Raw genomic sequence first — 20934 nt, forward strand, 5'->3', positions numbered from 1 at the left:
TAAGGTGCTTATGAAGGAAAAAAAGGTTCTTCTTGAGTATAATCTTCAGTTTTTTGCAAAGGAAGGTCCCGGCGGTGAAAAAACCGAGGAGCCTACAGCCAAAAAATTAAAAGAGGCAAGAGAAGAAGGTCAGGTTGCAAAAAGTCAGGAAGTAAGCAATGCTTTTGGATTGTTTAGTCTTTTTTGCATTTTAAAACTGGGCATGGGATATATTGGAAATTCCTTTTTGGAATTGTATCATGTGTTTTTTAATAAAATAGCAGATGTCAGAAGCTATGGAAATGGTGGTTTATCCATGTCAGTTATGCATGGCTTTGTCAGCGAATGCCTGATAATAATTTTAAAAGTATGCGCTCCCTTTTTGGCCTTGGGTTTTGTAGTAATGTTTATAGTAAATGTTGCCCAGGTTGGTTTAAAAGTATCCACCAAACCCATGATGCCAAAACTTTCAAAAATAAATCCCTTAAGCGGATTTAAAAGGATTTTTTCATCAAAATCATTATTTGAACTGGTAAAATCCCTGTTTAAGATAGGTATAGTGGTTTATATAGCCTACAGCAGGATAAAAGATAAATTCGGTACGATATATTTATTGTATGATCTGTCACTGACAGAGGCAGTTGCCACAGTAGGTGATATAGCAATAGATGTGGGATTTACCATTAGTCTTGTTTACTTCGTAGTTGGTCTTATGGACTTTGCATTCCAAAAGCACAAATTTAAAGAAGAAGTAAAGATGACAAAACAGGAAGTAAAGGATGAATACAAAAATACAGAAGGAAATCCTGAAATAAAGTCACAGCAAAGACAGCGAATGAGAGAGGCATCTCAAAGAAGAATGATGGAAGATGTTAAAGATGCGGATGTAGTAATTACAAACCCGACTCACTTAGCTGTTGCATTAAAATATGATGCAGACAATTCATCAGCACCGGTAGTAGTTGCTAAAGGTGCGGATTTTATAGCAAATAAGATAAAAGAAGAAGCAAAAGCACATAATGTAATGATAGTTGAGAATAAACCTCTTGCAAGAATGCTTTATGCAAATGTTGAAATAGGAGAGATGATACCGCAGGAGTTATATCAGGCGGTGGCAGAGGTACTTGCATATGTATACAGTGTTAAACATAAAAGATAAAAAAGGAGGGGAAAGGGTATGAAAAAAAGCGATATAGGCGTAGCAGTTTATCTCTTATGCGCCGTATTATTCTTTATAATACCAATCACTCCAACTTTGCTGGATATAATGTTGGCATTCAATATTTCCATAGCAATGGTAGTTTTATTTAACTCACTTTTTGTAAAAGAAGTACTTGATATGTCATTTTTCCCGACCCTTTTGTTATTTACAACAATTTTTAGAATTTCCCTTAATGTTTCTTCTACAAGACTGATACTGGGAACGGGAAATCCGGGAAATGTCGTAACCACCTTTGGAGACTTTGTAGGTGGAGGAAATATCGTACTTGGAGCTATAGTATTCATAGTTTTAATTTTAATACAGTTTATCGTTATAAACAAAGGTTCTGAAAGGGTTGCTGAAGTAACAGCCAGATTTACACTTGATGCCATGCCCGGTAAACAGATGGCTATAGATGCCGACTTGAATACAGGCGCCATAGATGATGTTGAGGCAAAAAACAGGCGTAATAAAATTCAGGAAGAATCAAGCTTTTTCGGTTCAATGGATGGTGCTACAAAGTATGTAAAAGGAGATGCCATAGCCGGTCTTATTATTACCCTTATAAACTTTGCCGGAGGAACAGTTCTTGGAATATTAAATCAGGGACTTCAGGCCACAGAAGCATTACAAAAGTACGGACTTTTAACAATTGGTGATGGACTTGTCAGCCAGATTCCATCACTTCTTATATCCTTATCAACAGGTATTCTTGTAACAAAGGCTTCAAAACAGGCAGATTTTTCATCAGTGCTTATTTCACAGCTTTTTGGAATACCAAAGGTATTGTATCTGGTAGGAAGTACTATAGCATTACTGGGTATACTTACACCACTTAACCATATATTATTTGTAGGCCTTGGAGCCGCATTTATAATAGCAGGAAGGTCAGTAGACAAGAGCATTGGCATAGCTGCCATAGAAGAAGAAATAGAGCAGGGCGAAGGAGGAGCCGGTGGTGCAAGTCCTGCCGAGGAAATCAGAAAGCCGGAAAATGTAGTTACACTTTTAAAAGTAGACCCTATAGAATTGGAATTTGGCTATGGAATTATACCTTTGGCTGATGTAAATCAGGGAGGAGACCTTTTAGACAGGGTTGTAATGATAAGAAGACAGATTGCTCTTGAACTTGGAGCAGTTGTTCCAATAATCAGATTAAGAGATAATATTCAGTTAAATCCTAACCAGTATATTATCAAAATACATGGAATACAGGTAAGCGAAGGAGAAATCCTCTTTGACCATTACATGGCCATGAATCCGGGATTTGTTGAGGAAGAAATTACCGGAATTCCTACCTTTGAGCCATCTTTCCACCTGCCGGCCATCTGGATTACGGAAGGACAAAGAGAAAAGGCTGAAACCCTTGGATATACGGTAGTTGACCCACCATCCATAATAGCAACCCATCTTACCGAGATAATAAGGACCCATCTTGATGAGCTTCTTACCAGACAGGATGTACAAAATCTTCTTGATAATATCAGAGAGAAGAATGCTGCATTAATAGATGAGCTGACTCCGAAACTTTTAGGACTTGGAGAAATACAAAAAGTACTTAAAAACCTTTTAAGTGAAGGAATTTCCATAAGGGATCTTCCAAACATATGTGAAACACTGGCAGATTATTCTGTTTCCACTAGAGATACGGATATTTTGACTGAATATGTCAGACAAAGTTTAAAAAGGGCCATTTCAGCAAAATATTTCCCTGCCAATGAAACTACAAGTGTTGTAACTTTAGATCCAAAAGCTGAGCAGGCCATAATGGGAGCAGTAAAACAGACAGAACAGGGGGCATATTTGAATTTAGACCCGGAAACCACAAAAAAACTTATGGCTTCAGTAGAGGTAGAAACAAACAAACTTGAAAATCTTGGCAAGAATGCCATAGTAATCACATCTCCAATAGTGAGAATGTATTTTAAAAAACTTACTGAAGATTATTTTAAAGATTTAATTGTGGTATCCTATAATGAAATAGAATCTAACATTGAATTACAATCAGTAGGGATGGTGACAATAGATGATAATTAAAAAGTTTCAAGGTAATACGGAGATTGACGCCATAACCAAGGCAAAAAATGAGATGGGAACCCAGGCTATTATCTTAAATGTTAAAACAATAAAGCCAAAGGGTATTATGAAAATAATTAAGCCGGTTACGGTGGAAGTTACCGCAGCATTAGAAGAAAAAGAGCCTGTAATAAACACTGTAGCAGCTGTAGGCGGTGCTACGATTCAGGCACCTGTAAAAACTGACATAAAAGATGAAGAAAAAACACAGTCTTCAGGATTTGAAGCTGTGGCAAATGAAAAAATAGTAATAAGACCACCGGAAAGACAGCCGGATATTAAAATCACAAGGGAAGAAAAAAATCCGGAAGCTGCATTAGAGGAAAAATTAGACTCCTTACAACAGTTTATTGAAGAAAAGCTTTCCACCAAAGGCCAAAGTTTAAAAGAAGAGGTTGAAGAAAAAGAATCTGACGAAGATGACATAGAAAAAGAAAAAGAGGACGCTCTTAGCAAAAATATGTCGATTCTAAAGATGATTTACAACATCCTTATTGAAAATGAAGTTGATGAAATCTATGCAAATGAAATAATAGAGGAAATCGAAAAAGTAGTTGAGGAAAATACACATATTGATTACATATTATCCAATGTATATCAGAAAATGATATTGAAGTTTGGAAGGCCTAAAAAAATTGAATTATCAGAAAAAAGACCAAAACTTGTTTTCTTTGTAGGGCCAACTGGCGTTGGAAAGACCACTACAATTGCCAAATTGGCTTCTATATACAAGTTGGAATACAAAAACAAAGTGGCAATGCTGACTGCTGATACCTATAGAATAGCAGCAGCAGAACAGCTTCGAACCTACGCAAACATATTAGATGCACCTTTATCGGTAATTTATTCTCCTGATGAACTGATAAATTCAACAGTGAAATATAAAAACTATGACCTGATATTTGTTGATATGCCGGGACATTCCCATAAAAACAAAAAGCAGCAGGATATGATAAAGGAAATGGTTGACAGGGTAGGGGAGAATTATGACACAGATGTATTTTTGGTACTCAGTGCAACCACCAAATACAAGGACCTGAAAAATATTGCAGATGCCTACAAAAAAATTGGTGGTTTCAGCATAATATTTACAAAGCTTGACGAAACGGCAACCTTTGGAAATTTGCTGAATTTGAAACTATACACAGGAGGACAGATTGCTTACATTACTAATGGACAAAACGTACCGGAAGATGTGGAAGTATTTAACTCTCAAAAGATTGTTAAGTTATTACTTGGAGGGAAACAATGATGGATCAGGCAGAACATTTAAGAAACATCATTAAACAAAATACAGTACGTCCTACAACAGTTGCCAGGATTATTACCATTACTAGCGGTAAAGGTGGAGTTGGAAAATCAAATGTAGCAGTAAATCTTGCTGTTAAATTTCAGGAACTGGGGAAAAAAGTACTTATTTTTGATGCAGATTTTGGTCTGGCAAATGTAGAGGTTATGTTTGGCGCAGTACCAAAATACAATTTAAGCGATATTATTTATAATGGAAAGAGTATGAGTGATGTTATTACTTATGGTGCTAACGGTATAGGATTTATTTCCGCCGGTTCAGGTATTGTTTCCATGAGAAATATAGATAATTCACAATTAAGCTATCTTAGCCATTCTCTGGCAAGTCTGGATTATCTTGCAGATACAATACTTATTGATACCGGAGCAGGTATTTCGGATTCTGTTATGGAATTTGTCATGGCAGGTACAGAGATACTTTTAGTTGTCACGAATGAACCTACATCACTTACAGATTCATACTCATTGTTAAAGGCTATGAGCTTAAACCCTAAATACAACAAAAATGACTGTCGGGTTAAAGTAATAGCCAATAAGGTTACATCCGTGGAAGAAGGCGAATTAGTATACAAAAAACTGGAATCCGTAGTAAAACAGTTCTTAAATGTAAACATGGAATTTCAAGGAATTATTCCATATGATATTAATCTTGTAAGGGCTGTAAGAGAGCAGAATCCGGTTTCAATATACATGCCTAATTCAATATCTTCAAAGGCATTTGAATCTTTAGCAAAAAGACTTATTAATGAAGAGGAATATATGCCGGAAAAGACAACAAGAGAAAGTATATCAAGCATACTTTTAAGAATGTTTAAAAAACGCTCAATGTAGGGGGAAACTATATGATAGGCAGTTTAAATGCAGGAGATAAAGTAGATATCTCTTACACAGAAGAAGGCCAGATTGGTAAAGAATTAAATATTGATACAAAGCATTTTTACAAAAGCAAAATATATGAAACAGATGATAATGGCGTAATTCTTACCATGCCCATAGAAGAAGGAAGATTGGTGCCTTTACCGGTATCTTTAAAATACAATGTAATATTTTACACAGATAAGGGACTTTACAAGAGCACAGGTCTTATAGAAAGAAGATATAAAGAAGGCAGAGTCTATGTCTTTTACATGACACTTTTAGATAAGCTTGTTAGATATCAAAGAAGACAATATTTCAGAGTGGAATGTATCCTAGATTTCAGATATTTAAAGCTTGATGAAACAAAAGACTTTAAAAGCGAGACTTTAGAGGGAATATTATTTGATTTTGAAAATAATTACCAGTTGGTAGAAAAGAAAAACGGATTAATTGTCGATATAAGTGCTGGAGGGGTTCGTGCCATAGTTAAAGAAGAGTACGAAAAAGGGTCATATTATATGATTTCTTTTGAACTTGTTGAAAATAGTACCAGTAAAAACTATGAACTCCCTATTAGAATTGTATCATGTGAACCCGCCAGAAAGACAGATGATAATTCATTTGAAGTACGGGCTGAGTTTGCATATATTACAGAAAAGATACGCGAGGAACTTATTAAATTTATTTTCGCCAAGGAAAGACGAACATTAAAGTCAGGAAAAGGAAAATAAATAGTGTCGAAAAAAATAATGATAGTTGAAGACTCTGCACTTATGAGAAGGGTCTTTAGTGATATAATCAAATCAGATAGCAGTTTTGAAGTCGTGGCATTATGTCAAAACGGTAAGGAGGCTTATGAAAAATTAAAAGCTGATGCCGATGAATATGATGTTGTAATTACAGATATATTAATGCCAATAATGACCGGAATCGAGCTGTTAGAAAAAATACAAGCTGAGAAAATAGATGTTATTCCTATAGTTATTAGTTCCCTTATTGGTGATGGCTCAGACACTTTAGAAGAAATAAAGGCCTTAAAACTTAACTCTTTGGAATTTCTTAATAAACCTTCAAATTTCATAGAGGCAAGAGGTGAGGAATTTAGTATTTCTGTACTTCAGGTTCTCCATAGTGTGCTGGGATTAAAAAGAAAAAGCAGCAGAGTTTCTTCAGTTGCTACTGCGCCAAAGAGAACTAATACCAGAACAACAAATAAGGTGACAAGGACAGGAAGAAAAATGACAGGAGGAAATAAGCTGGTTGCTATTGCCTGCTCAACCGGAGGCCCGAAAGCCTTGAACCAGGTGGTACCATACATAGATAAAAATATCAATGCTCCTGTAGTAATAGTCCAGCACATGCCTGTAGGATTTACGGAAATACTGGCAAATAAGCTTAATGATATCAGCGCAGTTCATGTAAAAGAAGCCGAGCATGACGAAATCCTGCAAAAAGGATATGTTTATATTGCTCCTGGAGGAAAACAACTCAGGATAGAAAAAATACCTGGAGGACACAAGGTAAAGCTGACCGATGAGCCGGCAGTAGGCGGTTTAAAGCCCTGTGCAGACCTGATGTATGAATCACTGGAAAACTCCAATTATGATCAGGTATTGTGTGTGGTTCTTACTGGAATGGGAAGCGATGGAACAAAAGGGATTACCCGATTAGGAAAAACCAAGAATATTTATGTAGTTGCACAAAATGAGCAGACCTGTGTGGTTTATGGCATGCCAAAAAGCATTTTTTTGGCAGGAGTTGTAGACGAAGTATTGCCATTACAAGACATAGGCACTGCGATTTCAAAGAATGTGGGGGTACGATAATATGGATGTAAGCCAATATTTAGACGTCTTCATTGACGAGACAAACGAACATTTACAAAATTTAAACGAACATATACTTGTTCTTGAAAAGGAACCTGAAAATGAAGATACGGTAAATGAGATATTTAGAGCAGCCCACTCTTTAAAGGGAATGGCCGGAACAATGGGATTTAAGAGAATGCAGCGTTTAACCCATGATATGGAAAACGTTTTCTCTGAAATTCGAAACGGAAAAATGAAAGTTACATCAGATCTTATTGATGTTGTATTTCAATGTCTTGATGCCATTCAAAGTTATCTTGATGAAATCAGGGAAACTTCCAATGAAGGAACAGAAGACAACGAACCTATCATTAAAAGGTTAAACGAACTTATTGAAATCGAAAAAAATGGAGGTTCAGCACCAGCCCCGGCATCGGAGGGTGAGGCAGCTTCAAAAGAAGACGAAGCATCTGCAAAAGATAAAAAATATATGCAGATACCTCTTACAGATGAAGATAAAAGAAAAATGTTAGAAGCTAAAGAAGGTGGAATGAACATCTTTGGCTTTACGGTAAAAATAAATGAAACCTGCATTTTAAAAGCTGCCAGAGCATTTTTAGTATTTAAGGCAGTTGAGGATTTTGGAACCATTTTGGCTTCAAATCCAACCAGTCAGGATATTGAAGATGAAAAACTGGATTTTGAATTTAGTATGATAGTAATCTCAGCAGAGCCAATGGAAAAAATCGTTGAATCTGCCAAGGGCATATCTGAAATAGAAGATGTATCCGGAGAATCTCTTTCACCGGAAAGCTTTGATAAAAAAGAAGAAGCAGCCCCTGCCCCTGCAGAAGAAGCAGCACCGGCAGCACCGGCTCCAGCCCCGGCAGCACCGGCACCGGCTCCTGCCAAAAAAGCAGCGGCACCTGCAGCAGCCAAAAAACCGGCAGCTTCTAAAACCAGCAAACCTGTTGCCAACAGAACAGTTCGTGTAGATATAGAAAAACTTGATGATCTTATGAATCAGGTATCAGAGCTAATCATAGCTAAAAACTCACTGGTGGCAATCAGTCAGTCAGATGATAATTCAGCACAGGCTCAGGGAGTCAGAGAGCAGATAGAATACCTTGAAAGAATTACCACAAACCTTCACGAATCAGTTATGAAGGTAAGGATGGTACCTATTGAAAGTGTAGTAAACAGATTCCCACGAATGATTAGAGACCTGTCTAAAAAACTTGACAAGAAAATGGAACTTACCATGAGTGGTGAAGATACAGAACTTGATAGAACAGTTATTGACGAAATAGGTGATCCACTTATGCATTTGCTTAGAAATTCAGCCGACCACGGTCTTGAATCCAAAGAAGCGCGTAAGGCAAGCGGAAAACCTGAGACTGGTTCCATTTATCTTAACGCTTTCCAGGAAGGAAACAACGTTATCATAGAAGTTGGTGATGATGGTAATGGTATCGATGTAGAAGGCGTAAAAACAAAGGCTATCGAAAGAGGCGTAATTACCGAAGAACAGGCAGCTACCATGGAAAGTAAGGATATAGTGGATTTATTATTCCTTCCAAGTTTCTCAATGGCTAAAAAGATTACCGATATTTCAGGTAGAGGTGTTGGTCTTGATGTTGTTAAATCAAAAATCGAAGCCTTAAGCGGTGAAGTAGAAGTAAAGACAGAATTAGGAAGAGGAAGTAAATTCATAATCAGACTGCCTCTTACCCTTGCTATTATCCAGGCTCTTATGGTTGAGATTGGAACAGAAAAATATGCTATTTCTTTAGGAAGTATTCAGACAATTGAAGATATTTCAGTTGATGATATAAAATATGTCCAGGCGAAAGAAGTTATCCATATCAGAGGTACCGTAATACCTATCATCAGAATGCATGACATTCTTGACATTGAAAGTACCAATGAAGACCCTACAAATCTCACAGTAGTTATTGTTAACAAAGGAGAAAAACAGGCAGGTCTTATCATAGATAACTTAATAGGACAGCAGGAAATTGTTATCAAATCCCTGGGTAAATACATTGAAAACAACAACAAAGTTATAAGTGGTGCTACCATCTTAGGAGATGGTGAAGTTGCCTTGATACTTGATGTTAATCCATTAATTTAACAGGGGGTGTAGATATATGGCAAGAAATGAAATAGTAGCAAATGATTCAAAACAATATATTGTTGTAAGGATAGATAATGAACGCTACGGAATCGACATAACATTTGTAGACAACATAGTCAGAATGCAGAAAATAACAAGAGTTCCAAAAGCACAGCCTTATTTTAAAGGAGTTATAAACCTGCGTGGTGAGGTAGTTCCTGTTATGAGCATGAGGCTTAGAATGGAACAGCCGGATGATGTATATACCGGAGCTTCCAGAATAATCATAGTAAAAATGGAAGCAGCAGCTTCCTGCGGACTTACTGTTGATGAAGTAATAGGTGTAGTTGTTCTTGAAAATTCCGAAATAGACAGAATGAATAATTCCAAGGATGATAAACAGATGTTTATTAATGGAATTGGAAAACACGAAGGCCAGCTTATTTCCCTTTTGGATTTAAATAAACTGATTGGTGAAATAGAACCTGAATAATATTGCTTAAAGTCGTTGATGTTGGATTTTAGGTGTTATTTGTAAGCCTGATTTATGGAGGTTTTTATGAAGGACTTAAAAGAGATTAATTCTATATATTTTGATGTATTAAAAGAAATTGGAAATATTGGTGCAGGTAATGCTGCTACGTCTTTAGCTAGACTTTTAAATTCAAAGATTTCCATGCAGGTTCCTAAAGTAGAACTGTTAAATTTTTCGGATTTGGCAGGAATAATTGCCGGTGAAGAAGAAACAGTAGTGGGTATTCTTATTGAAGTAACAGAAGATATTACCGGAAGCATGATGTTCTTTTTACAAATGGATTCAGCTAAGCATTTAGTTAATAAACTGGTGCCACCATCAGATGATACAGAAGGGGTATTTTCAGAGATGGAACTGTCAGCCTTGAAAGAGATTGGAAATATTATAACAGGGGCATACCTTTCTGCCTTGTCAGGTTTAACAAATCTTAAAGTAGGGGCTTCCATTCCTTACTTATGTATAGATATGGCAGCGGCGATATTAAGTGTTCCTGCCATTGAGTTTGGAATGTTCGGAGATGAGGCACTTTTAATAGAGAACCAGTTGGAAGATGAAGTTTTGATCAATGGCTATTTTATATTACTACCAGATCCTGATTCATATGACAAGATTCTTGGTTCTTTAGGTATTCATATTTAAATAAGATGAGGAGACTGCTATGGCAGAGGTAATAAAAGTGGGAATGGCAGATTTAAAAGTATCTACCAGCCCTAATATAGTTACAACACTGGGTTTGGGATCATGTGTAGGCATAGCTTTGTACGATCCCGTTATCAAGCTGGGGGGCTTAGCCCATGTCATGCTACCGGATAGTACGAAGATAAAAAACAACTCTAATAAAGCCAAATTTGCAGATACCGGTATTCAAGAGCTTGTAAAATTAATGATTGCCAAAGGAGCTTCAAAATCAAGACTTCAGGCTAAGATAGCCGGTGGAGCAAAAATGTTTGAGGTAAGCAATGACCTTGGACGAATTGGTGAAAGAAATGTGGAAGCAACAAAAATAATGTTGAAAAAACTTGGAATAAGACTAATTGCCCAGGACACTGGTCTGAATTATGGACGTACAGTAGAGTTAAATTGTGAAAATGGCGAATTTTATATTAAATCTGTTGGAAAACCGATTAAAATATTGTAGAATATGAGGTAACAGCATGAAAAGTATGAAAACAAAAGATGTTCCGGTGATGATAATGCTGTTGTCCGGGTTTATTTGTAGTACTGTTTGCATATTAAATAATTATGAGTTGTTTGATATGTTAAGAGCTTTGATTATAGTACTTGTACTTTTTTATATCATTGGGTTGGTTGCCAAAAGAGTTTTAAACAAATTCTTTAGTGAAAACATAAATCAGTCATTAGAAGAACAGCTTAATGATGAAGAAATGGAAGGAATCAAAGATCTTGAGGAAGTAGATGGAGTAGAAACAAAAGCAGAAAGACCACAAGATTCCCAGGAAAATGAATCTGACGATAATGAAAATGAATAGCAAAAAAATCAGTGCGGTTCAATGAAGGGTTATTACCGGATATTTTTCTTAAAATTTTACTAAAGGGAGTATAGGCAATGGCAATGGATGAGGCTGAAAGAAGAAAGTTATGGGAAGCATATAGCAAAGATGGTTCAAGAGAAGTCAAAGAACAGCTAATAGTTGAATACGCTCCGTTGGTACGCTTGGTTGCTGGAAGGCTTTCTATGTACTTGGGATACAATGTAGAATACGATGACCTGGTAGGCTATGGAATAATCGGGCTTATTGATGCTATTGATAAATTCGAGTTGGACAAGGCTGTTAGATTTGAAACATATGCTAGTCTTAGAATAAGAGGAGCGATATTGGACCAGATAAGAAAAATGGACTGGATTCCGAGAACTCTCAGACAAAAGCAAAAAAAGATAGCCCTGGCATCAAGACAGGTTGAGAGTATCACTGGAAGGTCTGCAACAGATAGTGAGATAGCTAGTACAATAGGTATCTCAAACGAAGAACTATTAAACTGGCAGTCACAGATGAAAATTACAAATGTAATTTCCTTGAATGAGTTCTTAAGCCAAGGTGGAGAACCTGTGATGGATGCCGAAAACAATTCTCATTTTGAGCAACCGGAAAAGGTTGTTGAATCTTCTGAGTTAAAAGAAATCCTTATGGAGTCATTAGAGATTCTTACGGAAAAAGAGAAAAAAGTAATATTACTTTATTATTATGAAGAATTGACTTTAAAGGAAATAAGTAAGGTTTTAGAGGTTTCTGAATCCAGAGTATCTCAGTTACATACAAAGGCTTTACATAAAATGAAAAAGAAGATGGGGAATTATATGAACATTTTAACTGACAGATGACCCTGTCATAAAAGGTTTATATAAGGAGGGTCAATTATGAAAAACGGATTTTTTATCCTTGAAAATAAAGATGATGGTCTGTTTATGACAATTAGGCCTGCTGTTGAAGGCGGAAAGCAGGTTAAGGTTGAGGATGTTTATAAGTATCTGGATAACGGAAATGTAACAAAATATTCTCATGCCAATGTTAAAAAAGCAGTAGAGGAATTATCAGTAACTGATACAGCAGTGACTTTTCAGTTAACACCAAAACCTTTAGATATTGATATTGATGAGCAGGCGTATGTATCGATTGCCACAGACAGGATGAGTGCGACAGTTGTATTTTATCCTCCTACACCTAATGGAAAAAAGATGACAACTCAGGGTCTTATAAAAGATATACTTAATTATAAGATAAAATTTGGTATAGATGAAGAGTTTTTGGCTGGTCTTTGTATAGAACATGAGTATTTTACTGATTATGTTTTTGCAAGAGGTATACCTTTAGTGGAGGGAAAGCCGGCAAAGATTACATATCATTTCAATACAAAACCTACAAAAAAACCAACCATTAATCCCGATGGAACCGTAGATTATCGAAAGCTTGATAATATAAGCCGTGTTAATAAAGGACAGTTAATTGCGGAACTTCAACCGGAAGTACAAGGAAGTAATGGAAAAGACATTTTAGGAAATATATTAAAATGCACAGTAGAAAAACACCTGGTTTTAAAAGGTGATAAGAATTGTGAAATGACAGAGGACGGACTTAAAATGTACTCAAAAGTTGACGGTCATGCAAAACTTGTCAGTGGAGTAGTAAATCTGTCAAATGTTTACGAAGTAAAAAACAATGTTGATAACTCTACCGGTGACATAGAATATAGTGGAAATGTCTACATAAAAGGAAATGTTAATTCAGGATTTTCCATAAAAGCTAAAGGCGATGTTATTGTAGACGGAGTTGTTGAAGGTGCAGATATTACATGTGGCGGACAAATTGTTTTGAAAAGAGGAATCCAGGGTATGGGTTCCGGAGTCATAAGGGCAAGAGGAAATGTAGTTGCAAAATTCATTGAAAATGCAAGGGTCATTTCCGGTGGATTTATAGAAACTGAATCCATCATTCAAAGCAATGTATCAGCTACAGGTGATATAAATGTTGGAGGAAAAAAAGGCTTTATAACCGGTGGCACAGTTGCAGCCGGAAAGGGAGTCAGAGCAAAGATGATAGGATCGCCCATGGGAGTACATACCAACATAGAAGTGGGAGTAAGCCCTTTAAAAAGAGAACGATATAAAGAGATAAAAAACGACATACTGATTAAAACAAAAGATATAGATAAACTCTATCCCATCCTTGCATCATTTTGGAAGAAGATAGGTAATGGAGATTTAATATCGCCGCAGCAACATGACTATATCAAAAAAATATCTGCTACAGTAAAACAATTGGAAAAAATCATCAAGCAGGAAAAAGAAGAAGCAGAAGAGATAGAAGCGGAGATTACATCAGGACAAAGTGCCACAGTTGAAGTATCAGGGACTGTGTATCCGGATGTGGATATAAATATTTCAGGTGCCTTTTTTAAAACAAAGGCCGAGAGATCTTATTGCAAATTCAAAATAACAGACGGTGTTGTAAAAGTTGAAAATTTGTAATTCATATGTGAAATAAAAATAAAATGATATAAAATAATTATTATAAAAATACCACTTTATTTTGACAAAAAATGAATATCAATGTATGATTAAAGCAAGTACATAAATAGTCAACCTCTATCTTTTAATTACAGAAAATTAAAATAAGATAGGGGTTGTTGAGGATAAAAAAGTCTTTTTTCATGCTTTAAAAAACAAGTATCAACTGTATAAATTATAAGCAAATACTTATAGATATATAACAGTTAAGTGTTATATTAAGAAGGAGGGGGAAAAATGGCAGTCGGTCCAGTAGAATTTAACGGTACCATTCAAAGAGTTCAGGATGTTTCAATAATCAAACAGCAGCAGGATAATAAATCCATGAATGACCAGAGTAATTTTCAACAGCAGTTCAATAAGGAAGTTCAGGATAATTCAAGCCAGGTTACCACTGCAAATAACGCAGATATGAGTAAACAAAAATTTGATGCCAGAGAAGAAGGGAAAAATAAATATCTGGCAAAGAAAAGAAAAGAACAGCAGAAAAAAGAAGATGAAGAGTTAGAAAGAAAAGTGTCATCTGAATACAGTACATTCGATGTCACTATTTAAGTGTACAAAACTATCAGGAATCTGGGGAGATTCTGGTAACATAACAAAAAATTTAAGTATTAAATGTATTTAGGAAAAATGTTTTTTGTATGCTTTTAGGGTTCGATTTGTTATTGGACTAATATGAAAAGATTTTTTAAAGGAGATAATTATAAATGACAGTTGTTCAAATTTGTCTGCTTATTGCAGGCATAGTTATGATGGTCGGAAGTTTTTTTGTTGCAGAAAAACTATCTGCCAAAGAATTTGACGAATTCACGAAAAACAGTTCAAAGGAATTACAAAGAATAGTGGATAAACAGTTAAGTGATGCAAATCAAAAAATTGTTGACACTATTCAAATGCGTGTTGAAGAAGGTATCGAAGATGCCCAAAGACCGCTAGAAAAGCTTACCAATGAAAAAATAATGGCAATTAACGAGTATTCAGATTCCGTAATAATGGAGATAGAAAAGAATCATGAAAATATAATGTTTCTTTATAAGATGCTTAATGACAAACAAGATGAAATAGAAAGCATGTCATCTGCCATAGACGAAAGTAAAAATCGCATTACGGTGATGCTTGAAAAGATTGCTGCTATTTCTGATAACATTTCAAGGCAGACTGCGGCATTAAAAAATTCTAAAGCAGCAAATCAAAACAGAAGTACTCATGTACAGGCAAAAGAAGCTCCTGAAAAAACCAAATCTCAAATGACAGTCGAAGAAAATACTGCAAAAACACAGGATACTCCAACCAAAAAAAGTGTTGTAAAAGACTCAAATAAAACCGCTTCAAAAAAAGTTTCTGAAAGTGAAGCAAAACTTGATGCCATGAGCGAGGCTGTAACAGCCGGAGAAAATGGAAAATCAAAGAAACTTAACAACAAGCAGATTCTCGAATTACATAAAAAAGGTATGTCTATAATAGATATAGCCAGAGAACTTTCAACAGGTCTTGGTGAAGTAAAATTAGTTATAGACTTATATGAAGGTGGTAAGAATGAAGTTTAAGTATTATTTAAGGGGCTTAGGAATAGGTATAATACTGACAGTCATTGTCACAAGCCTTATGCCTGACGCATTAATGACAGATGCCCAGATAATGAAGCGTGCAAAAGAACTTGGAATGACTCTTTCAGAAAAAGACATATCTCCTGATGAAACAACAGAAAAATCCCAAACCGTTTCAGAGGCGAAAAAGAAGGAAGAAAATCTAAAGGCAAAAGTTGAAGAAAAAATTTCCGGTGACAGTAAGAAATCTAACAATGATACTTCAACAAAGGATGATTCTAAAAATAAAGATAAAACTGATGATAGCACATCAAAAGATAAAAAAGATGACAGCGAAACATCAAAAAATAAAGAAGATGATACATCAAAGAAAGATTCTTCTACAATTTCAAATAACGAAGATAATAAAATAAAAGAAAATACTAAAGCAGATGGTATTGCAAATAAAGATAAAGAAAACGAAAATACCAATAACAATGCAGATAATAATTTAACTACTCCTTCTGATAACACAGTAAACGAAGCTTCAAAATCTCCGATTTCATTTACTGTATCATCAGGAATGAGCTCCTACACTATAGCTAAGCAGTTACAGACAGCAGGTGTTATAGATGATGCAGATAATTTTGACAGCTACCTTGAAAGTAACGGCTATGACCAGAAAATTACCACCGGAAATAAAGTATTCCCGGCAGCATCCACATATGAAGAAGTTGCATCTATTTTAGTAGGACATTAAAAAATATAAAGCATATGACTAAAAACTTCCTATTGGGAAAATACTACCATTAGGAAGTTTTTTCTTGCAAAAGCAATAGTCTTATGATAATATATTGTAGGCAAAAAACACGGATGTCGATTTTATAACTGGTGCCTATAGGTGGTTATAAAGCAGAAACATCCGGAAGAACAAAACCAAATGGAGGACTAAAAATGAGTATTATTTCAATGAAACAGTTACTTGAGGCAGGTGTTCATTTTGGACATCAGACAAGAAGATGGAACCCTAAAATGGCTCCTTACATCTACACAGAAAGAAATGGTATCTATATCATCGATCTTCAAAAATCAGTAGTAAAAGTTGATGAGGCTTATCGTGCAGTAGCAGATATCGTTGCTGATGGTGGTACTATCCTTTTCGTTGGTACAAAGAAACAGGCTCAGGATGCTATCAGAGTTGAAGCAGAGCGTTGTGGAATGTACTATGTAAATGAAAGATGGCTTGGAGGAATGCTTACAAACTTCAAGACAATTGAAAGCAGAATTGCAAGACTTAAAGCTATCAGAGCTATGGAAGAAGATGGAACATTTGATGTACTTCCAAAGAAAGAAGTTATTCTCCTCAAGAAAGAACTTGCAAAATTAGAGAAAAATCTCGGTGGTATCGTAGAAATGAAGAAACTTCCAGATGCTATTTTCGTAGTAGATCCTAAGAAAGAAAGAATCTGTATCCAGGAAGCACATTCACTTGGTATTCCACTTATTGGTATTGCAGATACAAACTGTGATCCGGAAGAACTTGACTATGTAATTCCAGGAAATGATGATGCTATCAGAGCCGTAAAACTTATCGTTTCCAAAATGGCTGATGCTGTTATTGAAGCAAATCAGGGACAGCAGGATGTAGAAGTTGCTGAAGGCGAAGAAGAAGCTACACAAGAGTAATAATAGCAATACTTATAAATTTTAAACTTAATGGAGGAATAAAAAATGGCTATAACAGCTTCAATGGTAAAAGAATTACGTGAGCAGACCGGTGCCGGAATGATGGACTGTAAAAAGGCATTAACAGAGACAAACGGAGATATGGAAGCCGCTGTAGAATTCTTACGTAAAAACGGACAGGCAAAAGCAGAGAAAAAAGCAGGAAGAATCGCTGCTGAAGGACTTTGCCGTGTTGCAGTTAAAGACAATGTTGCAGCAGTTGTTGAAGTAAATTCTGAAACAGACTTCGTTGCTAAAAATGAAACGTTCCAGACATTCGTTGATGCAGTAGCAGTTCAGGCACTTTCATCAGATTCAGCTGATATTGATGCTTTCCTTGCAGAAAAATGGAATGAGGATGCTTCTAAGACAGTTAAAGAAGCTCTTACAGATAAAGTAGCAGTTATCGGAGAAAATCTTACAATCAGAAGATTTGAAAAAGTTAAAGAAGATAACGGATGTGTTGTAACTTATGTTCATGGTGGCGGACGTATCGGTGTTATTGTTGATGCAGAAACATCAGTAGTTAATGATGCAGTAAAAGAAGCACTTACAAATGTTGCTATGCAGGTTGCTGCTCTTAATCCAAAATATGTTACTCGTGATGAAATCAGTGCAGAAGAACTTGCACATGAGAAAGAAATTCTTCTTGCTCAGATTAAGAACGACCCTAAAGAATCACAGAAACCTGAAAAAGTTATCAACGGAATCGTTGAAGGGCGTATCAATAAAGAATTAAAAGAAATCTGTCTTGTAGACCAGGTTTATGTAAAAGCTGAAGATGGAAAACAGACAGTATCTAAATATCTTGCAGAAGTTTCAAAAGCACAGGGAACAGATATCAAACTTAAGAAATTTGTTCGTTTTGAAACTGGCGAAGGACTTGAAAAGAAAAACGAAGACTTTGCAGCAGAAGTTGCAGCTCAGATTAACGGTTAATATTTAAATTCTGAGTTATAATATTAATCTTACATAAAAAGACTACGAGGAAATGCTTATTTAAAAGTATTTCCTCTATTTTTTTTCACCGACTCATCTTTAATTGCGATTGTTTGCTGATACACCGATCTTGCCATTTTCTCAATCAAGGAATTTACTACATCTGGAGCATCAGTATTAGAATTGTGTCCGGCTTTCTTAATCCACTTTAATGGAAATCCTGTATTTTTATTCCATTTTTTATTATATCTGATACAGGAACCTGCATGATCTTCACTGCCACATATAAGAAGCGTTGGACAACTAAGCTCATAAGGCAAATCTGCCTCCATTGCCTTAGCCAGAATTTTGAATCCATGACCAGACAATTTTGCATATCTTTCCTGGTCGTTGTCATAAACTATCATCATTTCATACATGAGTTTTCTTCCGTATTCAGAGGTTGCTACTCCCTTGGTTCCGGATTTTAACAATGCCTTCCACGGATAGTGGCGATATACCCCCTCCATTCTTTTTAACAACCATATCTCTAATCCCGACACATACTGCCTTTGTAAAGGAGCAGAATCAATGGAAATAAACCCTGATATTTCCTTCGGAAATAACTGAGAAAATGCTTGTCCCACATATCCACCCATTGATTGTCCGATAATAACTGAAGCTTTAAATTTCTCTTTATTTAGAATCTTATTCAGCCATTTTGCCTTATCCATCAAATCAAAATCAAATTTAAAAGGCCATGAAGTCCCATGTCCGGGTGCATCCCACACAAAAACAGGATATTTCCCTTCAAAATATTCAATTTGCTTCTCAAACAATCTGTGATCCGCAGTCAGCCCTGGAAGAAAAACCAGTTGTGGAACGTCGAAATTTGCTACCTTATTAACCCAATAATGAATCTCCCCACAAGAAGTTACATATGTTTTCTCAATCATAAAAAATCCTCCTAGAAATGTAAAATAATTCAAATAAATCAGGATAGACAATTATAAATTATCTGATTTTTTAAAAAAAATATCTCTTTATCATTATATTTATATATCAACCATCGTCATACTTAAGTATAACTTTATAAGGAACTTCAAATGTGTCAAACACCATCAGAGAGACGTAGAATTAAAGCTATCGGTCAGCGAGAAAATCTTTGGATGCAGGATGTAGACCATCAGGTATCAAAGACACTAGTTGAGAATAATCCGAAACAGACACTCGTTGTTTTTGAACGCAGTGTAAGCAATCCCCCGCTTCAAAAGCGTAAGCTTTAAGCGGGGGTATAAGCTTACTAGTGTCAGAAGGGGTTAAAGCCCCTTCTGACAGGTGGCACAAAGTGCAACTGCGTTCATGAGGAAGTAGCGAAGCGGATTCCGAATGTCCGCTTTACGATTTGTCAGGTGTCCCTAATGCCACAGAGCGAGTCAGAACCAGAGAACGCTACATGTCTGTATTATGGCCTTGGACAGAAACTTATCTATAAGGCTAAACAGAATCAATTCACTGTTATTAAGGTTGAAGCTTGTATAAAGTGTCAAGTTTTTTTGTACAAAAAAAATCTTATATAATAATGTACAATCACTCAGATGATTTTACATAATCCTTAATTCTATATGATCTTCCATTTATGGTTATGACCTTTGAATGGTGAAGGATTCTATCAAGAATTGCATTGGCAACTATTGCATCATAAAAAATGCTATCCCAATCACTAAAGTTGATATTTGTAGTAAGTATTGTGCTTTTTCTTTCATATCGCATATCTATAAGTTGGAAGATGATGTTAGCATCTAATTTAGTACAAAGTAAAATGAGCTATTCCCATGAAATATAGTATAATCATAACAATAGGAGAAACTCATTATGTCACGTAAAACAAAAACACCACACTAAGTAATTTAAATTGGATGCTGTCAACTATCGCAAAGAACATCCCGACTTACTCAGGTTGAATGTGCCAAAAATCTTGGAATTGGAACCAGTACCCTAGGAAAATGGGAAGCTCAATTCAGAAATAATGATGGCGATATTCCTGTCAGAGGTTCCGGTAATTACGAATCGGACGAAGCTAAAGAGATAGCTCGTCTCAAACGCGAACTTCGTGACACTCACGATGCACTTGATGTGTTAAAAAAAGCCATCGGCATTCTGGGAAAAGATTAACAGAAGCTATCTATACTGAAGTTTCTGCAAAGGTAGAGGCATCTAAAGTTACCGGACGCCGTGTCTCTACTTCCGGAATGCTGAAAATTTTAGGCGTGTCACGTTCTGGATACAGAGCTTTTCTTAATCGAAAAGTCTCCCCTTCAAAACAACGCAAAGAGAATGTTAAAAAAAATCCAGAAAATCTATGATGATTCTAAACAGAATTCTGGCGCTCCTAAAATAACACAAATACTCCGTAAATCTGGAGAAACCATTAGTCAACGTACTGTCAGCAAATATATGCACGAAATGGGAATTAAAGCTCAATGAATTAAACCTTGGACCACCACTACCAGGGATTCTGATTTTAGTGATGAACTTCACAATATTCTTGATGAACAATTTAATCCCGAACGTCCGAATGCTGTCTGGTGTACTGATATTACCTATATTTGGACTCAGGATGGCTTTGTATACCTTAACTGCATTATGGACTTATTTTCCAGAAAAATAATTGCATGGACCCTTGCAAACACTATGGAAGTATCTACCGTTATCGAAACCATTAACAAAGCAAAAGCTATCAGAAACACTGATTTACCTTTAATTATTAATTCTGATCGTGGCAGCCAGTATGTTTCTAATGCCTGGCATGCGGCCACTGAAAAAATGTAGCGAAGTTATTCACACAAGGGATACC

General features: G+C 35.9%; 22 protein-coding genes and 1 pseudogene. 21 read left to right on the forward strand and 2 right to left on the reverse strand.

Annotated features, from left to right (window positions below):
* Positions 1-10 precede the first annotated feature (10 nt).
* The 18 genes from flhB to tsf all read left to right on the forward strand — a co-directional run bounded on the left by flhB (position 11) and on the right by tsf (position 18098).
* A complete protein-coding gene (flhB, locus tag BM153_RS10165) occupies positions 11-1138 on the forward strand; it encodes a flagellar biosynthesis protein FlhB (RefSeq protein WP_092873359.1) in 1128 nt (375 codons plus the stop codon).
* An 18-nt stretch (positions 1139-1156) separates the two neighbouring features.
* Positions 1157-3217, forward strand: coding sequence for a flagellar biosynthesis protein FlhA (flhA, locus tag BM153_RS10170; RefSeq protein WP_092873361.1), 2061 nt, complete (start codon positions 1157-1159; stop codon positions 3215-3217).
* Positions 3207-4508, forward strand: coding sequence for a flagellar biosynthesis GTPase FlhF (gene flhF / locus BM153_RS10175; protein WP_092873363.1), 1302 nt, complete (start codon positions 3207-3209; stop codon positions 4506-4508). The genes flhA and flhF overlap by 11 nt, the downstream gene beginning before the upstream one ends.
* Positions 4505-5395: a MinD/ParA family protein gene (locus tag BM153_RS10180; protein WP_330392074.1), complete on the forward strand. Its 891-nt coding sequence runs from the start codon at positions 4505-4507 to the stop codon at positions 5393-5395. The genes flhF and BM153_RS10180 overlap by 4 nt, the downstream gene beginning before the upstream one ends.
* Positions 5396-5406: 11 nt before the next feature.
* Positions 5407-6153: a flagellar brake protein gene (locus BM153_RS10185; protein WP_092873365.1), complete on the forward strand. Its 747-nt coding sequence runs from the start codon at positions 5407-5409 to the stop codon at positions 6151-6153.
* A gap of 3 nt (positions 6154-6156) precedes the next feature.
* Positions 6157-7248 carry a chemotaxis-specific protein-glutamate methyltransferase CheB gene (gene cheB, locus BM153_RS10190; protein ID WP_092873367.1) on the forward strand — a complete coding sequence of 364 codons (1092 nt, stop codon included), beginning with the start codon at positions 6157-6159 and terminating at the stop codon, positions 7246-7248.
* Between the two features lies 1 nt (position 7249).
* Positions 7250-9364, forward strand: a complete 2115-nt coding sequence (locus BM153_RS10195; RefSeq protein ID WP_092873368.1) for a chemotaxis protein CheA — start codon at positions 7250-7252, stop codon at positions 9362-9364.
* A gap of 16 nt (positions 9365-9380) precedes the next feature.
* The gene (locus tag BM153_RS10200) at positions 9381-9839 is read left to right on the forward strand and encodes a chemotaxis protein CheW (protein ID WP_092873370.1); all 459 of its coding nucleotides are present in this window, start codon (positions 9381-9383) and stop codon (positions 9837-9839) included.
* Positions 9840-9905: 66 nt separating this feature from the next.
* Complete coding sequence (locus BM153_RS10205; RefSeq protein WP_092873372.1) at positions 9906-10520, forward strand: chemotaxis protein CheC; 615 nt, start codon at positions 9906-9908, stop codon at positions 10518-10520.
* A gap of 19 nt (positions 10521-10539) precedes the next feature.
* Entirely contained in the window at positions 10540-11019 is a 480-nt protein-coding gene (locus BM153_RS10210) for a chemotaxis protein CheD (RefSeq protein WP_092873374.1), read from the forward strand.
* Positions 11020-11035: 16 nt separating this feature from the next.
* Positions 11036-11371 carry a threonine/serine exporter family protein gene (locus BM153_RS10215; protein ID WP_092873376.1) on the forward strand — a complete coding sequence of 112 codons (336 nt, stop codon included), beginning with the start codon at positions 11036-11038 and terminating at the stop codon, positions 11369-11371.
* 83 nt (positions 11372-11454) lie between these two features.
* Positions 11455-12222: a FliA/WhiG family RNA polymerase sigma factor gene (locus BM153_RS10220; protein WP_092873418.1), complete on the forward strand. Its 768-nt coding sequence runs from the start codon at positions 11455-11457 to the stop codon at positions 12220-12222.
* A 36-nt stretch (positions 12223-12258) separates the two neighbouring features.
* Positions 12259-13866, forward strand: a complete 1608-nt coding sequence (locus BM153_RS10225) for a DUF342 domain-containing protein (protein ID WP_092873378.1) — start codon at positions 12259-12261, stop codon at positions 13864-13866.
* Positions 13867-14142: 276 nt separating this feature from the next.
* Positions 14143-14460 carry a hypothetical protein gene (locus BM153_RS10230; protein ID WP_092873380.1) on the forward strand — a complete coding sequence of 106 codons (318 nt, stop codon included), beginning with the start codon at positions 14143-14145 and terminating at the stop codon, positions 14458-14460.
* A 155-nt stretch (positions 14461-14615) separates the two neighbouring features.
* On the forward strand, positions 14616-15455 hold the full coding sequence (locus BM153_RS10235) for a DUF6115 domain-containing protein (protein WP_092873382.1): 840 nt from the start codon (positions 14616-14618) through the stop codon (positions 15453-15455).
* Positions 15445-16194, forward strand: a complete 750-nt coding sequence (locus BM153_RS10240) for a hypothetical protein (protein ID WP_092873384.1) — start codon at positions 15445-15447, stop codon at positions 16192-16194. The genes BM153_RS10235 and BM153_RS10240 overlap by 11 nt, the downstream gene beginning before the upstream one ends.
* A gap of 194 nt (positions 16195-16388) precedes the next feature.
* On the forward strand, positions 16389-17120 hold the full coding sequence (rpsB, locus tag BM153_RS10245) for a 30S ribosomal protein S2 (protein ID WP_092873386.1): 732 nt from the start codon (positions 16389-16391) through the stop codon (positions 17118-17120).
* A gap of 45 nt (positions 17121-17165) precedes the next feature.
* Positions 17166-18098: a translation elongation factor Ts gene (gene tsf, locus BM153_RS10250; protein WP_092873388.1), complete on the forward strand. Its 933-nt coding sequence runs from the start codon at positions 17166-17168 to the stop codon at positions 18096-18098.
* A gap of 56 nt (positions 18099-18154) precedes the next feature.
* Here tsf and BM153_RS10255 read toward each other — a convergent pair whose 3' ends face one another.
* A complete protein-coding gene (locus BM153_RS10255; RefSeq protein WP_092873390.1) occupies positions 18155-19033 on the reverse strand; it encodes an alpha/beta fold hydrolase in 879 nt (292 codons plus the stop codon).
* A 132-nt stretch (positions 19034-19165) separates the two neighbouring features.
* Here BM153_RS10255 and BM153_RS10260 point away from each other — a divergent pair.
* Positions 19166-19321 (forward strand): annotated as a pseudogene (locus BM153_RS10260) (RNA-guided endonuclease TnpB family protein); the annotation flags it as partial.
* 346 nt (positions 19322-19667) lie between these two features.
* Here the strand turns inward: BM153_RS10260 and BM153_RS10270 are convergent.
* A complete protein-coding gene (locus tag BM153_RS10270) occupies positions 19668-19901 on the reverse strand; it encodes an ATP-binding protein (protein WP_330392081.1) in 234 nt (77 codons plus the stop codon).
* A 513-nt stretch (positions 19902-20414) separates the two neighbouring features.
* Between BM153_RS10270 and BM153_RS14295 the strand changes: the two genes are divergently transcribed.
* On the forward strand, positions 20415-20564 hold the full coding sequence (locus BM153_RS14295) for a helix-turn-helix domain-containing protein (RefSeq protein WP_242949123.1): 150 nt from the start codon (positions 20415-20417) through the stop codon (positions 20562-20564).
* A gap of 57 nt (positions 20565-20621) precedes the next feature.
* On the forward strand, positions 20622-20909 hold the full coding sequence (locus BM153_RS14020) for a DDE-type integrase/transposase/recombinase (RefSeq protein WP_330392082.1): 288 nt from the start codon (positions 20622-20624) through the stop codon (positions 20907-20909).
* The last annotated feature ends 25 nt before the right edge of the window (positions 20910-20934 follow it).

The organism is Acetitomaculum ruminis DSM 5522 (assembly GCF_900112085.1).
Classification (GTDB): Bacteria; Bacillota; Clostridia; order Lachnospirales; family Lachnospiraceae; genus Acetitomaculum; species Acetitomaculum ruminis.

Coding starts and splice junctions, on each gene's coding strand:
- flhB (WP_092873359.1), top strand. CDS start 11: ATGAAGGAAAAAAAGGTTCTTCTTGAGTATAATCTTCAGTTTTTTGCA.
- flhA (WP_092873361.1), top strand. CDS start 1,157: ATGAAAAAAAGCGATATAGGCGTAGCAGTTTATCTCTTATGCGCCGTA.
- flhF (WP_092873363.1), top strand. CDS start 3,207: ATGATAATTAAAAAGTTTCAAGGTAATACGGAGATTGACGCCATAACC.
- BM153_RS10180 (WP_330392074.1), top strand. CDS start 4,505: ATGATGGATCAGGCAGAACATTTAAGAAACATCATTAAACAAAATACA.
- BM153_RS10185 (WP_092873365.1), top strand. CDS start 5,407: ATGATAGGCAGTTTAAATGCAGGAGATAAAGTAGATATCTCTTACACA.
- BM153_RS10195 (WP_092873368.1), top strand. CDS start 7,250: ATGGATGTAAGCCAATATTTAGACGTCTTCATTGACGAGACAAACGAA.
- BM153_RS10200 (WP_092873370.1), top strand. CDS start 9,381: ATGGCAAGAAATGAAATAGTAGCAAATGATTCAAAACAATATATTGTT.
- BM153_RS10205 (WP_092873372.1), top strand. CDS start 9,906: ATGAAGGACTTAAAAGAGATTAATTCTATATATTTTGATGTATTAAAA.
- BM153_RS10210 (WP_092873374.1), top strand. CDS start 10,540: ATGGCAGAGGTAATAAAAGTGGGAATGGCAGATTTAAAAGTATCTACC.
- BM153_RS10215 (WP_092873376.1), top strand. CDS start 11,036: ATGAAAAGTATGAAAACAAAAGATGTTCCGGTGATGATAATGCTGTTG.
- BM153_RS10220 (WP_092873418.1), top strand. CDS start 11,455: ATGGATGAGGCTGAAAGAAGAAAGTTATGGGAAGCATATAGCAAAGAT.
- BM153_RS10225 (WP_092873378.1), top strand. CDS start 12,259: ATGAAAAACGGATTTTTTATCCTTGAAAATAAAGATGATGGTCTGTTT.
- BM153_RS10230 (WP_092873380.1), top strand. CDS start 14,143: ATGGCAGTCGGTCCAGTAGAATTTAACGGTACCATTCAAAGAGTTCAG.
- BM153_RS10235 (WP_092873382.1), top strand. CDS start 14,616: ATGACAGTTGTTCAAATTTGTCTGCTTATTGCAGGCATAGTTATGATG.
- BM153_RS10240 (WP_092873384.1), top strand. CDS start 15,445: ATGAAGTTTAAGTATTATTTAAGGGGCTTAGGAATAGGTATAATACTG.
- rpsB (WP_092873386.1), top strand. CDS start 16,389: ATGAGTATTATTTCAATGAAACAGTTACTTGAGGCAGGTGTTCATTTT.
- tsf (WP_092873388.1), top strand. CDS start 17,166: ATGGCTATAACAGCTTCAATGGTAAAAGAATTACGTGAGCAGACCGGT.
- BM153_RS10255 (WP_092873390.1), bottom strand. CDS start 19,033: ATGATTGAGAAAACATATGTAACTTCTTGTGGGGAGATTCATTATTGG.
- BM153_RS14295 (WP_242949123.1), top strand. CDS start 20,415: ATGTTAAAAAAAATCCAGAAAATCTATGATGATTCTAAACAGAATTCT.